Here is a 13577-nt window from a genome sequence, read left to right as displayed (position 1 = left end):
ATGGAATAAGACCTAGCAAATTTCAAGTTAAGAAAAGTTTTTTTGTAAAGATGACTTTGTGTAAAAAACCGTCAACAAACCGTGGTAACTCCCTGCTTTCCTGTTTTGTTAAACATTGAATTCTTCTTGTTTAACGTGTCTATGCAGCTAGCTACACTGGCTTTCATCAAATCACACCGAACAAACCTTTCAAAACGATTCTTCGCATAAACATTGGTCGCCTCAGCTGTAATGATAATGATTATCATTACTTGACAGTCATCTTAAATGATAATAGATTTACACCTGTACATAAAAACATGTGTTTATGTACAGGTGTTTTTAATCTTCTATTTTATAAGGATATTTATTATGACTACCCCTGTTGCTTACTATAAAGAAGGCATTCCTTACGACGCCACCGGCCAAGTGATCATTACAATTACTAACGGTACTACCTACGCAGAAGGTGATGGCTCTTTACCAACCGACGGTTATGGAATGTCGCTCGTAACAGCACCAAATTCAGTGTCACAAACCATCGACCCTTTAGCCTTTGCCAAAAACGTAGCCTCTATTCACAAACAGGAATTAGGTATCGCGATTGAGGATACCGATCAAAAACAAAAAGAACTTGATCAGGCTTTGACTAATGCTCAACAAGCATCAGCCCAGAAAGGAAAAGCATATTTAAGTTTGCTAAATGCCACTCCAGCTCAACGAGCACAGGCTTTATTCGATTACAAAACTGCATTAGCAACGGAACTACAAGCCAAAATCGCTTCGGAACAAAATGCCGTCACATATATTGAACAAGATATTATGCTTAATAATGCGCGTATCTGGTGGCCAGAAAGTCAAGCTGATTCCGACGCAGCACAGCAATATATAAACGCTAGGGAAGGGGATAAAAATAACGTTAACCAACAGATTGCTGAAGACCAGAACCAACTCTCAACAGTTCAGTCAAATACCCAATCTGTCCAGACAGAAACGAGCCAAATTCAAGATGCCGTTAAGTTCACTGCTGATTTTTTCAAGGAAGTTACAGCTAACCTTAGTGAAAATGCTTCAAAAACCGCTCAAGAACTTGCTAATGGTGCACAAGGTAAAAAATTACGTAATGCAGCTGAGGCTTTGGCAGCTTATAACCGTTATCAAGGAAATATAAATAGTAAGTTTGGGGTTCAAGATCGCCAAGCAATTGCAAATGCTTTGGCTTCACTAGACCAGCAGGCATTGTCACAAAACCTGGCGAAATATAGTAAAGGTTTAAGCTTGTTGAGCGTCGGGCTTGATGCGGCAGATTTATTGCAAACTCTTAGAACTTCTCTTAATAGCGGAGACTATAATCCTTTCTTCGTTAAAGTAGAGACGTTGGCTGCGGGGGCTTTGGCCACAGAGCTGGTAGCATGGACATTTGCTGTTATGACTGGTTCGGTCATCGGTGTTTTAGGATTTGGTTTGTTGATGACATTGACTGGAGCAATGATCGATGATGAGTTGATCGGGAAAGTAAACGACGCCATTTTTAACTAACGCCGTTAAGTCTTTATTTATTTTTCGAAAGGAATCCAATTATTCCAATAGGAATGGAAAATAATAAAGCTATAAAGCCTACCCATCGCCCCCAGTGGGTAGGCTTAGTAAGAGAAGGGCTAATACGTTCTATTGTTAAAATTGAAAATGGGAAGAATGCAGAAGATATGAAGCCAAATGCCAGAAAGTAAGAGCTAAAGGTTTCTTGATCAGGCTGTCTTGTAAGTAATAATATTACATAAACAAATATGTAAAATGCCAGTCCATACACAAAGTTCTTTACATAAAAATCTTTTTTCATATTTATTCTCTTCAAAAATCCATTTTAAAATCATAATAACATGTCAAAGCGTATGCAATCATGCAAAATATAACCCTAAGTTTTCAAGACCATTAAAATGGCAGCCCAAACTGCTCGTCATCAAATTCATCTGCCCGCGCCTCAACTTTCGTGACTATGTAGATGTAGATGATGCCTTCATGTAGTGAAATAGGGCTTTCCTGCTCAAGAATAAAGACCCCATCGTATTTGATGGCGTTAAGCGTGGTTTTCATCCCGTACTCAATTGAGATGTCGTCGAACGCGCTGGTGGGCGGCAGCTATATGCTAAGAACCACCATGGGAAGGCCATTAGTAATGCCATCGGCCAATACCACGCGGCGGCAACCATCTATTTGAATATTCTGGTAACGAGAGCCTTGGTCATGACCATTTCTTTATGGTGGGTCGTAAAGATAACAAACAAGTCGTTAATTAGTTAAATAATATCAATTCGGATGTGCTGATGAATTCCTTCGTGAAAGGTGAGTATGGCTCAGGGTGGGTAATATCTATGGTAAATATGTACACGCGGACTAACTGGCGCTATAATGAACACAATTGAATGCTGTGAAGCATCCTGTGGCGACGGGGAATCGCCAGAAGCGAAAGCATGGGACGTGCAACTCATATCGAATTGCCCCCATATCAATCGGGCGTCTTATTACAGTTAGCTTTCGCCTGTAGATAAGATTTCTAAAAACGAGGGTTCACCATGTCTGTAACTATGTCGCAACGCGCTGCAAGAGAGGGTTTAGGTTCTCCAGAACTGTTCGAAGGGGGCGTTTATGTAACCAAAAACGGTGTTTCTGAATTGTTCGTTCAGACCGCGGCCGAACGCGTAGCTGAAGAGAATGAACGCCATATGGAACGCCAAGCTAATGCCCTGTTTAAGATAGCCATAATGGCCAAACAGGATCTCAAAAATGGGCAAGGCATGTCACCAGAGGAAGCTCTAAGGAGACTCCGAGAGGCCCGAAAGTAAGGAAAGTGCTCAATGTCACAGAGTTATCAATTTGATATTTCGCAGACTGCGTTAGTTAGCCTTCAAGACATTGAATCATTCAAAACTGTTTCGATGGGTACTGAAGGTGCCGCTGAATTCACGGACGGCTTACTTCGTGACTCCTTAGCAGCAATTGCTGAGGATCCGGAGCGTTACCGTATAAATGGAATGCTCGCGGAGATGGGATTATCCTTGAGGGAAAGGATTGATCCTAGCAGCCAATACCGTGTTTTTTACGATATCGAAGGCAGTACGGTTGAGATACTTTTCTTTATCAGTATGAAGCAGGATTTAGAAAAGGCTCTTTATCGCTTTATGATGGCTAAGTAGCATTCAGTACCCGGCGCAATGCCGGGAGTTTTCATTCCTAGTTTATAAGACTACTTCCTTTTTTTAGAACTCTTCCTTTACCAAAAAATACGAAATTATTATCAGAGCTTAAAATCCTTTCACTACAGTTAGATATAGTTCTGCTATTAAACAAAGCTATAGTATCTCGACTTATTTCTGACACACCATCTCCTTTTCCATACTCTCCAACAAGCATCAAACGCTTAGTGACAGGAAAAAAAACAAGCGTATTTTCACGACCAAAACCGGGGGACTCAAAATTTGGCATTTCGTCAGGATTCGTCCAGGTTAAAACAACTGGATTGTCTGAGGTTATAAAATCACCCTCACCATGTTTTGCCTTTACTAAAATCCATCCTCTTTGTTGAAGTAACTCGAAAATCATGCCTGCACCCATCATTTCCAGGTGTATTTGATGTTCCCTTCTGATGGATACTTCTAAGCCGCCTGCGTCATGAAGTTCTTTTATTTGCTCAAACGTAATAGAAGTATCAACTTCAGTTCCTTCCTCTGCATGTGCGCGCGCTCGAGCTTCTTCCCATTGCTTTTTATCGCTCAAGCCATTGGCCATCTCGAATTTAGCCATCTGTAAAAATGGTTTGGATAAATTTTCCCGCATAGCTGGTGTGCGAATTGCTAACAAGGAGATTAGTTCTAAAATCGTATTTTTTCTATCTTCCTTAAATGCTTCGCCATTTTCAAGCTCACGTAAAGCCGTTGCTGCTTTACCCTCAAATTTAGCCAGTTCTCTCTCGATGAAGTTGGGGTCTATACCATCAATATCAATTCTGTTGAAATCGCGCACTCCACCAACGCCTCTTGTATTAGTTTCAAAACTAGTACGAGCAGTGGGATCTATAACAGTTAGGCGAGCACGTTTACCTACCCCAGAAGTAAATCCTCTTAAGTAGCATTGAGATAAATAGTGGTGATGCCTAGGTTCACTCATGACTGCTATCCTTGTAAATCATTAGCATTAAAAAGCTGAAATGAAATTCTAGTTTAGAACTTCTCTTTTCAATAATATCGACCATTGCACCTTTAATGCGCCTCAACGTTGCGAATAAAGCGCATTAAGGTCTTGGCTTTCTTCCGGGTTCATTCCTGCACAGTCTGCGCCACTGCATACCCTTCGGCCGCCATATCGGCATCTATTTTGCCTCATAACTACCTATCATGAACCAGGTACAAAGCACATTACCGTTCCTGGCCCGTCGATATCATTAACATTCAGAACGATACGATAGTTTGTACGAAAGCTATCGAGCGGGGTTATCTGCTCAACGATTGAAATTACGTCTTTATCATTGCGTTGGTAAGAGACTCTTGTGGCTCTAAAACTAAGAGAAGCAGGTGCTATTGAAGTTAATTTGAATGGCTTACCATCCACCATTAATACACTATTTGCGTAATCAACGATGTTATGGCCATGACACTTAAAGCTGACGAAAAACACATCTTTTGGGTCACTAAGGTCTTGTGGACTGTGCGTCAGTACATCATTGGTCGGATCATATAAGCCTTGAGCTTGCGCAATAGATGGCAAAGCTAGGCAGAGAATTAATAGCCCCTTTTTGAACATTTAAATATTTCCTTTCTCTGAATAATCAGCTTTCCATGCAATCGGACTGCTCGAAGTTACCGCCGCTGGTAAGACCCATTTTGTATGTATCGTTCGCGGGAACAGCTAAGAACTTCAGCACATCACCATCGCCATAAAATGTCATGTTTGTTGAGACGCCATCTGAATCTCCATCCTTATACTCGAAGGCTTTACCGTCCAGCCTAGCGGAATTGGGGGCTAAATTTATGGTTAGCCTATGGTCTCCGCATTTATAATTGAAGGATTGAGCATGCGATACAGCGGGCGCCAGGGTTAATAACACGGCCAGTTTTAGTGCGAGCTTGATGCGCTTCATAGATATCCTTATGTAATTCAAAGTGGTGTAATTTCCACCAGTATCGTATGAAGTAATTCTTTATTTCACAATGTAAATTTCAATTAATGATGAAATAGAATTTAACGCTTTGCTCTATTCTCCATCATATCGACCATTGCGCCTTTATGTGCTTATAGGACATGGTAATGCTAACTAGATCAAGAAAAATTCTTGATAGCGGAATGTAAAGGCCAAAAAAATCATTAAGTTAAGCCCATTGAAACGCTAGATGGTTTACTTGGATTGAACGACCATATTATTATGATAAGTAAAATTTATTGCTCATCATGATTGTGCGTTATTTGCGCGCTTATCATGACCAAGAAAGGGAAGGGTATGAATATAATTAACTTGGAAATTGGTGACATTGCGGGAATAAAAAGGCTTGATTTAAGCTTTTCACCCAATATGAACATAATCTGCGGCCCTAACGGCGTAGGTAAAACTACAATACTAGAAAGCATTGGTTTTTTTTACAACATTGGGCTTCGACATAATGTTAAAAAGAATGTTAATGCAGAATCCGGCTTTTTAAAACTTTACCTTGCCGAAGGTGATCAAAAAAAACAGTATCAAGCTTCTGTACAAAGTGGCAACCCAGATGGTCATAATGCAGCTCACGCTCATGATTTAGAATTAAAGAAGCTGATAAGATTTGATACAGATAGAACCTTTAGTTATGCACGTTTGGATACCCTTGCTAAAGATATCTTATCTGATTCAAGCTCTATATCTTTACAGGCTGCCTCTGGAGTTAAAACGCACGGGACTAAAAATTGGCTCGCAAAGCGTTACCTGTTTTCCGGTGCAGAAAACGCCGTTTCTGAAAATAAGAAAAGAAATTTAGAGCTAGCAAAAACAGCTATATTCTCATTAAACAAAAATTTTTCATTTTCTCATGTTGACGCCGGAAGCTTCGACATTTTTGTAAATTCGCCACATGGGCTAATTTGGTATGAGTATCTATCCTCTGGCTTCAAATCTTGCATGAGCCTAATTTTAGGGATTATAAGAGAAATAGAGCACAGATTTGATGACAGTGAGTGCATTGCGGAATCTTTCGATGGGATAATTTTAATCGATGAAATAGAATTGCATTTGCATCCAGATTGGCAATCAAAAATAACCTCCATATTGACCAGTATATTCCCAAATGCTCAGTTCATAATCACTACTCATAGTCCTCATGTAGTCCAAAATGGAGAGCCATTACAAATAATCGCTTTGGAAAGTGACAAAGAAGGTCATGTATTTCAAAGGAAAAATAATGGTTATGAGCACGGTTTTACTGGATGGACAGTAGATGAGGTCTTAAAAGACATCATGGGCATGGAAAGTACGCTTAGTAGAAGCCTTGAAAGTAAACTTGCTTATTTCTATGAATGTATTGATGAAGAAGATTATGCTCATGCTCTGCAATCATACAATGAGCTTGATATAATTCTCCATCCTAATAACATCATTCGAAAATCATTAGCACTAAGCCTTGCATCAATTGATAATACCGATGGGGGAGAAAGTGATTAAGCTCAATAGAAATTTTACGCCCATATTTTTCAATCCTCAAAATGTTAGCGTATTAACAGCTAAGTTTGCAAACAATAATAAGGCTAGAGTTTGGCATCATTATGATGTTAGAGAAGCTTGTATGACACTGAGCACCAACAAATGCGCTTACTGTGAAGTCATGCTTGACCAGAAAAGCACTTACATGGAAGTAGAGCACTTTAAACACAAAGATGCTTACCCTAATGAGGTGATCAAATGGACAAACTTGCTGCCATCTTGTCGCCATTGCAATGGGTCAAAAGGCGACCACGATGTGGTTAAGGAGCCCATAGTCAATCCCTGTATAGACAATCCTCCAGATCATTTCGAGATGACTGGATACCGGTTGATACCTAAAACTCCTTTAGGTGAAATGTCTATTGAAGTTTTGAATTTAAATGATGTAAAGCATTACGTCATACCGCGTTGTGGAATAGGCTCGATTCTTTCAGATAATATTGAATTAGCACAAAAATACTTTCAGGAATACATTGCTAACCGCAACACAAAAAACAAGAGAAAAGTTGTAAATTTGATTCGAGCTATTTTAGTACAGTGTCAGTCTGATGCCCTATTTGCTGCTGTGTCGGCTTCTGTATTACATGAAAATCGTCTCTATAAAAAATTAGTTCCTGACTTAATGTCACAAGGCCTTTGGGCAAGCGATCTTAAACTATTACATGACAACTCGCTCATACTTTGCCTATAGCTAATGAACGCCTAATAATTAGGCGTTCATTAGTCATGCTAACTGACTAATACTTCCTAATCCCATACTATTAAATTTCTACTCGCCCATATCAATCATTTCAATAAAAACCATCAGCCTTGCTTTATCTTCGATAAGAACTGCTAACTTGGAACAAAAATATCACCACACTCTATTCTTTAATATAAGTTAAATTATAATGTTAGCGATTTGCTCTTTTCTCCATCATATCAACCATTGCGCCTTTATGCGCCTCAACGTTGCGAATATAGCGCATGAGCGTTTCGGTTTTCTTCCACGTGCCTTCCTGCATGATCTGCGCCACTGCATACCCATCAGCCGCCATATCCTGCGCCGCGCCGACGCGGCAGCTATGCGCGCTCCAGCCACTGTAACGGTCTTTATTTGTTACCTGATCTGCGTGACCAACTGCCGTCCATGCTTGAATAAATATGTCGTCAAGCGCGGTTGGCGACAGCGGGCTGGTGGTGCTAATGATCGCCTTATTGCTGCGGTGTACCCGACAAAATACGTAGGCGTCGGGTTCCGTGGCCAGCCCAGCGGCATCAATGCACTCGGTGAGTCGCTGTGACGAACTGGCGCTTAAGGCCTTGATTACACCAGCTATCTGAACAATGGTTTTGGTGTAAGCCACATCCAAAATTATGCGCCCGTCCTCGGCCCGCGAAATGTCCCGGACGCGAATTCGGCCCAATTCACTGCGGCGTAAAAGCGTGCTGTAGGCAACATGCAAAAAGGCCAGGTTACGAATATCCTGTTTGCGCGGCGAATTGCCCCATAGTTCGTCGACGGCCAACAGGTCAGAAAAATGGAATGGCACAGCCTGGCCGGTTCGCTCTCCGGACACGACAGCCACACGGTTAATTTTTTTGATTGCGCGCGCAACGGCGGGCGAGCTGTTTGGGGCCACCAGCCCAGCGTGGCGATGAAGCATGGAAATCATTGAAGCGTGATTGGAGATAGTGCCGGTTGATTTGCCGGTCTCCTGAAGGTGGATCAGGTAATCGCGCAAGTCATTCGATACCATAGGCAAAAATGTACGACCATTTTCTTTTGACCAACGCAAGCTAAGCCGCATCACGCTTAATAACTGCTTCCAGGTGTTAGGGGAAAAAGCATCTTTATCTTTTACAAACTCATTTAGTCGTTGAGTTATTTCCTCATCCACTTATAATTTTATAAGCTCGGCGCTTCTGGTTAACCCTGTCATATTTTCTATTCCTTTCGAGTTATTAACGCTTGGCGTCGCTACGTGAATTCTGGAATAAGTTGTGGGGCATTTACCCCCTCAGAATTTACGTAGCGCCACCAATTCACTATTAGTCAAATAGCCGCTGCATTTTGCAGCTTTTCACCTGAATTCTGACTGACCGCGCGAGATGATGATCAGTTAGCCATGATGATCACAACTACTGCGACCGGTCACCATTTAACCTATAAAGGCCATAAATAAAGGCATTGCTTAAACCGAATCAATTTTTTTCTAGACCGCCATTAATGATCAAATGTAAGTTTGTTAATTGCGACGTCTAACTTTATATAATGGTATTCATATATTATTATATGTTTTATCTTGTATCGTAAAGTTTTTTTAGTGGTTTATGTTTGGTTGGCTAAATTTATTCTTAATAGCTCGCCCTGTGTATAAAACCTAAATACCCCTCTATGCTTCGCTTCCAGAACTACATGCTGCCCGTTCTCAACAACATACTTGATGTTATCGAACAGCAGCATAAGCGCGCGTTTCTTCTGCTCGTCGGGAACTATATAGAACACGTAAAACCACAGATTTTCCGTTCTGGCTTTAAGATGGCTGGCGATGATCTGTTGATAGCGTGCTTTTGTCTTTAAGCTGCGCTCGGTTTCTATAGCGATGCGTTTCCCATTGGGTAGGGTTATTACCCCGTCCGGTCGATGTTTGACTTTGAATTGAGTCAGGAATGTATTGCGGTCGCCATTAATCCAATCCGTGCAGCCCTTTTTGGATAAGGTGAGATGTACCAGCTGATTATCCAGATGATGGTCGAGAGTCCAGCCTTTGAGTTTGGAAGGTTCAAAGCGAGGAGGGAAAATATTGTCCACTTCTAAAATAACGGCGGCCAAACCCTCTTGGGTGATACCCCATATCGAGATCTTGCCAGCCCGCGAGCTGTGAACATGTTTTTGAATCAATCCCAGTTTTTCGACTTTAGCGAGCAGCCGGTAAAGAGGGCGATCGGACTTGAATTCAAACAGGAATTTCAAAACTGAAAAATCGCTGTAGGTTTCTTGTTTCAGGAACATCAGAAGAGTCATAACCTTTTCACGGCTCCGGCGATCGCGCTCTGCCTTGTCACTAATCAGCATAATTTTACCTTGGGTTTATTCGTCTAAATCGAAGGGGAATGGAATAGAGGTCGGTTCTTTTGGGAAAGGAGTTGGAATAGTCGTGATATGGGGCACTAGAGTATTAGGCGGCGAAGGGAGTTCAATGTGTTCATCAAAATCCAGCGGCTTTCTTACCGGCGGTGGAATTGTAAAATTCGCCTCATAAATCTCTAACGGCCTCTTTTTCACTTTCAATGGTGAGATAAGCGAGGCCTTGGGTAAATCCGTTGCGGTAAATATATAGCTCACAAACTTTGGCAGGTTGAGCAGCATATTGCTGTCGATGAAATATCGCTCGGCCTGGCGGATGGTTCGCTCATCGTCGATGACTTCGGTCAGCACCTTATTCGTTTTTGCCTTGCGGCTTTCGTCATCGACCAATATGGTGCCGGACATTTTCGCGACCCACAGCGCGGTATCCGGGTCCTGAAGTTTATAGACCAGCTTGAATTTTGCATTCTCGACCACGGCACCGACAACGGCGTCGCCATTTAAATCGGCGGGACAGTCGCGTAAATCCGCAACGGATTGGTGGTCCATAATAATGTGTACGCCCTTGTCGCGGGCGGCGCCTAATCCTTCCAACGCGGGTCGAGATAAATGGTACTTCAATTCGGCAAGGTGAATGGCGATTGGGCGGGGCGTGGAAGTCACACGGTCGCGAAGTTCGGCGAGCTGCATCAGGCGCACCAATATCATGCGCTGGGTGGCGATAATCTTGCTATTTCGCATTGAGCCGATGATGTAACAGCAGCCGCCATCATCGAATATCTTTTTGAGCGCCAGTCCATCGGGCGCGTTTATTGAATTGAGTAATGCCAGCTCTTCCGTCTTGCCGAAAAATCCCTTAATCGTCTCGGCGATGCTTTGCACATAGTCGCTGTTGAATAAATCCCGCAGGGTCGCATTGGGCATCTCGTCGATAAGTTTTGCCGTCGCTCTCGCCGCGCGGCGATCGTCGATTCGATAAAAGTCGGCTGCCTCGCCTTTTTCGGCCAGGCTAAATCCTGCAATGAACAGTTCTTCCAGATGCTCGGCAGTAATGTTGGCGATAAGATTCAACTGATAGTTCGGCTTGTTTAAGTCGATAAGATAAAAAGGTTTGTTGGCATCCTCGCAGGCCTTGCGAATAAGGTGGGGTGCCCATTCGTCGTTTTTAGGATCCATTTCAAACACGCCTTCATTGGCGAGAATGCTTTGATAAATAAGCAGGCCGGTTGCCACGCCTTTTCCTGCGCCTGTGGTGCCAATCACGTCGGCGTGCTGTTTCTGCCAATCGTCGAGCGGGATATATTGCGGAGCGTGATTTTCATTCAGTCCGATAAATACGCCTCGAGTTAAATCGATGTATTGCTCGGGGTCATATTCGGCGCTGACGGGTAGAAGAGATTTTATCTCGCGCACATCGGTGCGGGTATTACGTTCAAGCCGCGTTTTAGTGACCAGCCGTCTTTTCAGTCGATCGAACTCGGGTGCGAATAATCGTCCTGTAATGTAATGAAAGACGATACCTGTAAGAGTGGCAAAAATAAGTACACTCCAAAGCAATATCGGGGAGTTGATGACGTAGCGTGCGGGGTAAAGTCGTTGCAGCAGATAGGTAGTAGCGGGCGAGAGCGTGCCAAATATCAGGCAGAGAAATGATGAGGTAATAATCAGGCGTTTCCACACTGACGCTTTTTCGTGTTCATCCTTTTCAAGCCTGATAATAAAGGGCAGGGTGAGGCCCGCTATTAAGGCAAAAAGCAGTTGATGACGCTGCATAAAGTCGAAAAACGTCATGACGTTATCGACTATAGGCAGCATCTTGATAGTGAGTTTATTTATCATCGTGCACCTTTGATTGTTGCGACGATCGGGGGCATCGGTCAGTGCCATCGGACACGCAGGGTGCCCGATGACGCTGACCGATGAGAGAAGATGCCAACGTCGGAAAAGCGTGACCACGAGGTGGTCATGTTGCGAGGCCTAAAGCCCTCTCAACCGGAGCGTGCCCCTCTCCATGCGGGCTGAACGCCCTTATTGCGGGAGGCATGGGGGTAATGTCGCGGCTGGACGCCTCGCCAAAACCCCCTCGGGTCAAAGGCGGCACACCGCCGCGCTACCACCCCCTTTGAGACGTTGCTTTTCGCCTATTTTTTCTTTTGCTCGTTCCTCACAAACGAATAAATGGGAAAGCACCTTCAAAGAGGGTGGTCGCGCGCCAGAACGGGTTTTCCTCCTTCGTCAGAAATTCCGTGCTAGCTTCGACGGTGTGCGGGGCGTTGCCCCCCAAATAAACCGCTGCTCTGGGGAGCATCTTTTTGCTCGCTGGGGCGGCAAAATTTATTCGGCTCCCCCGCCGGTTCGATTCGCTGGGGCGAATGCTTACCGGTGGATTTTCGCGACGGTCAATTAGCAATTTTTTCAAAATTGAATTTACCTGCTGCAATCCACTTCTCGTTATCAATGCTTTTTGCATTGAACGACAAGCAGAATCACCGTTAGCCATTTGCAATGGAACGGTTCATAAAGATTAGGGCGTTGGGAGAACAAGGTTTATCGGCGGCTATAAAGTATGGTTTTACTGCTCAATCTGTATCTCAAAATCCTCCAGCACTTTTCCGCTATCAATCTCATCTTGAATGGCGCGCGGCGTCCTGCCAACGCCGGACCATTCTTTCATCTGTCCATTATCGGAATACCGGTACTTCATCGGACGGCGGACTTGAGGCTTTTTGTCTCCCTCAATTAAATCGCGGAGTGAAAAACCTTTGCTGCCAATCAGCGCTAAAAGTTCCTGGCGTTTGGCATCGCGAAGTTTTTGGGATTCCATTTCCTTGCGATGCTTTTCCTCAAGAAGTGCAACTGCGGGGGAAAGTTTATTATGCAGGTCCCTCAGGAATATATAGTCGGACTGTTTGATAAACTGGGTGATATTACGTTTTACGGAAAGGTAATCATATACGTTCTGCTGCGTGGTTTCGGCCATGAGGTACTCCTTGATTTGGGGAATTGCACAGAATTGAGAAGCGGTTAAATATTTTGAGTTTTCCAAATGGCATGTATATATTTACAGTAAACACACTGTGAGCCTATGCCATGAAAAGAGACAGGTATAATCTATCCGTTGCTGTATTTGTTCTGCTGAGAAGAGATGATGAAGTCTGCATGATCCGCCGAAGCGGGACCGGTTGGATGGACGGATTCTTTAGCTTACCTGCCGGTGGGCTTGAAGAGGGCGAGACGCTGGCGAATGCGGCCGCCAGAGAAGCTAGAGAAGAAATTGGCGTAACAATTTCTGCGCAAAATTTCCAACTCAGTCATTCAATGCACGTCTGGACAGAAAACCGTTCTTGGTTAGGTCATTTCTTTAGCTGTACGGAGTGGCAAGGTACGCCTTATATCGCCGAGCCGGAAAAACATTCTGAACTTCGGTGGGAGAGTTTTCATGATTTACCCACTGATACCATTCCTTATGTCAGGCAGGCTATTCATCACATCGTGACGGGTGAAGCTTATTCGGAGCACGGTTGGTAACTCAATGCCGCTATAAGTATTATCGAGCGGCGTTGTCTGCCGCGTTATCCCTTTCGCCAGTCACAGCGCCAAGACTATCGCGGTGGAAACTCGAATCCTCCGCGACGAACTGCGGGGTGTAATATTCGTACTCACTGCCAACTTATTAAAATAAAAATATGTTTCATTTTTTTAACAATAATACTGCGCTTTGGGGCGCTTGCTATAATGATTGCTTTGTAAAAGTAATTTCTTGTGGCTGTGTTAAAGTTAAATAAGAAACTTAAAAGGGTTTGATTT

Annotated in this window: 16 protein-coding genes; 6 read left to right on the top strand and 10 right to left on the bottom strand. The window is 43.4% G+C overall.

Translation table 11 applies throughout. The features are described 5' to 3' along the window. The first annotated feature begins 351 nt into the window (after nucleotides 1-351). Complete coding sequence (locus SC206_RS02200; RefSeq protein WP_332733757.1) at nucleotides 352-1518, top strand: colicin-like pore-forming protein; 1167 nt, start codon at nucleotides 352-354, stop codon at nucleotides 1516-1518. A gap of 13 nt (nucleotides 1519-1531) precedes the next feature. On the opposite strand, the gene SC206_RS02195 is transcribed toward SC206_RS02200, so the two are convergent. Further along, nucleotides 1532-1819, bottom strand: coding sequence for a hypothetical protein (locus tag SC206_RS02195; RefSeq protein ID WP_332733754.1), 288 nt, complete (start codon nucleotides 1817-1819; stop codon nucleotides 1532-1534). Between the two features lie 92 nt (nucleotides 1820-1911). After that, nucleotides 1912-2073, bottom strand: coding sequence for a hypothetical protein (locus tag SC206_RS02190; protein WP_332733753.1), 162 nt, complete (start codon nucleotides 2071-2073; stop codon nucleotides 1912-1914). A 479-nt stretch (nucleotides 2074-2552) separates the two neighbouring features. On the opposite strand from SC206_RS02190, the gene SC206_RS02185 reads away from it, so the two are divergent. Together SC206_RS02185 and SC206_RS02180 are read left to right on the top strand one after the other, a co-directional pair. Then, the gene (locus SC206_RS02185; RefSeq protein ID WP_332733751.1) at nucleotides 2553-2822 is read left to right on the top strand and encodes a hypothetical protein; all 270 of its coding nucleotides are present in this window, start codon (nucleotides 2553-2555) and stop codon (nucleotides 2820-2822) included. A 12-nt stretch (nucleotides 2823-2834) separates the two neighbouring features. Further along, nucleotides 2835-3173: a type II toxin-antitoxin system RelE/ParE family toxin gene (locus SC206_RS02180; protein ID WP_332733749.1), complete on the top strand. Its 339-nt coding sequence runs from the start codon at nucleotides 2835-2837 to the stop codon at nucleotides 3171-3173. A gap of 37 nt (nucleotides 3174-3210) precedes the next feature. On the opposite strand, the gene SC206_RS02175 is transcribed toward SC206_RS02180, so the two are convergent. From SC206_RS02175 to SC206_RS02165, 3 genes are all read right to left on the bottom strand, one after another. After that, nucleotides 3211-4143 (bottom strand): DUF4238 domain-containing protein, encoded by a 933-nt coding sequence (locus tag SC206_RS02175; RefSeq protein WP_332733747.1) that lies wholly within the window; start codon nucleotides 4141-4143, stop codon nucleotides 3211-3213. Between the two features lie 225 nt (nucleotides 4144-4368). Then, nucleotides 4369-4776 (bottom strand): hypothetical protein, encoded by a 408-nt coding sequence (locus tag SC206_RS02170; RefSeq protein ID WP_332733745.1) that lies wholly within the window; start codon nucleotides 4774-4776, stop codon nucleotides 4369-4371. 25 nt (nucleotides 4777-4801) lie between these two features. Then, a complete protein-coding gene (locus SC206_RS02165) occupies nucleotides 4802-5113 on the bottom strand; it encodes a hypothetical protein (protein ID WP_332733743.1) in 312 nt (103 codons plus the stop codon). 357 nt (nucleotides 5114-5470) lie between these two features. On the opposite strand from SC206_RS02165, the gene SC206_RS02160 reads away from it, so the two are divergent. Beyond that, nucleotides 5471-6661, top strand: a complete 1191-nt coding sequence (locus tag SC206_RS02160) for an AAA family ATPase (protein WP_332733740.1) — start codon at nucleotides 5471-5473, stop codon at nucleotides 6659-6661. Continuing rightward, nucleotides 6654-7391 (top strand): hypothetical protein, encoded by a 738-nt coding sequence (locus tag SC206_RS02155; RefSeq protein ID WP_332733738.1) that lies wholly within the window; start codon nucleotides 6654-6656, stop codon nucleotides 7389-7391. The genes SC206_RS02160 and SC206_RS02155 overlap by 8 nt, the downstream gene beginning before the upstream one ends. Before the next feature lie 202 nt (nucleotides 7392-7593). On the opposite strand, the gene SC206_RS02150 is transcribed toward SC206_RS02155, so the two are convergent. The 5 genes from SC206_RS02150 to SC206_RS02130 all read right to left on the bottom strand — a co-directional run bounded on the left by SC206_RS02150 (nucleotide 7594) and on the right by SC206_RS02130 (nucleotide 12750). Then, the gene (locus SC206_RS02150) at nucleotides 7594-8580 is read right to left on the bottom strand and encodes a tyrosine-type recombinase/integrase (RefSeq protein ID WP_332733735.1); all 987 of its coding nucleotides are present in this window, start codon (nucleotides 8578-8580) and stop codon (nucleotides 7594-7596) included. A 431-nt stretch (nucleotides 8581-9011) separates the two neighbouring features. Further along, nucleotides 9012-9758: a MobC family replication-relaxation protein gene (mobC, locus tag SC206_RS02145; RefSeq protein WP_332733733.1), complete on the bottom strand. Its 747-nt coding sequence runs from the start codon at nucleotides 9756-9758 to the stop codon at nucleotides 9012-9014. Nucleotides 9759-9773: 15 nt separating this feature from the next. Beyond that, a complete protein-coding gene (locus SC206_RS02140; RefSeq protein WP_332733731.1) occupies nucleotides 9774-11609 on the bottom strand; it encodes a type IV secretory system conjugative DNA transfer family protein in 1836 nt (611 codons plus the stop codon). Nucleotides 11610-11934: 325 nt separating this feature from the next. After that, nucleotides 11935-12240: a hypothetical protein gene (locus SC206_RS02135; RefSeq protein WP_332733729.1), complete on the bottom strand. Its 306-nt coding sequence runs from the start codon at nucleotides 12238-12240 to the stop codon at nucleotides 11935-11937. 102 nt (nucleotides 12241-12342) lie between these two features. Beyond that, nucleotides 12343-12750 carry an H-NS histone family protein gene (locus tag SC206_RS02130; RefSeq protein ID WP_332733726.1) on the bottom strand — a complete coding sequence of 136 codons (408 nt, stop codon included), beginning with the start codon at nucleotides 12748-12750 and terminating at the stop codon, nucleotides 12343-12345. A 110-nt stretch (nucleotides 12751-12860) separates the two neighbouring features. On the opposite strand from SC206_RS02130, the gene SC206_RS02125 reads away from it, so the two are divergent. Then, entirely contained in the window at nucleotides 12861-13298 is a 438-nt protein-coding gene (locus SC206_RS02125) for an NUDIX hydrolase (RefSeq protein WP_332733724.1), read from the top strand. Nucleotides 13299-13577 lie beyond the last annotated feature (279 nt).

The sequence above is a fragment of the Rouxiella sp. T17 genome, from assembly GCF_036663475.1.
Taxonomy (GTDB): Bacteria; Pseudomonadota; Gammaproteobacteria; order Enterobacterales; family Enterobacteriaceae; genus Rouxiella.
This window is presented reverse-complemented; position numbering and strand designations above follow the sequence as displayed.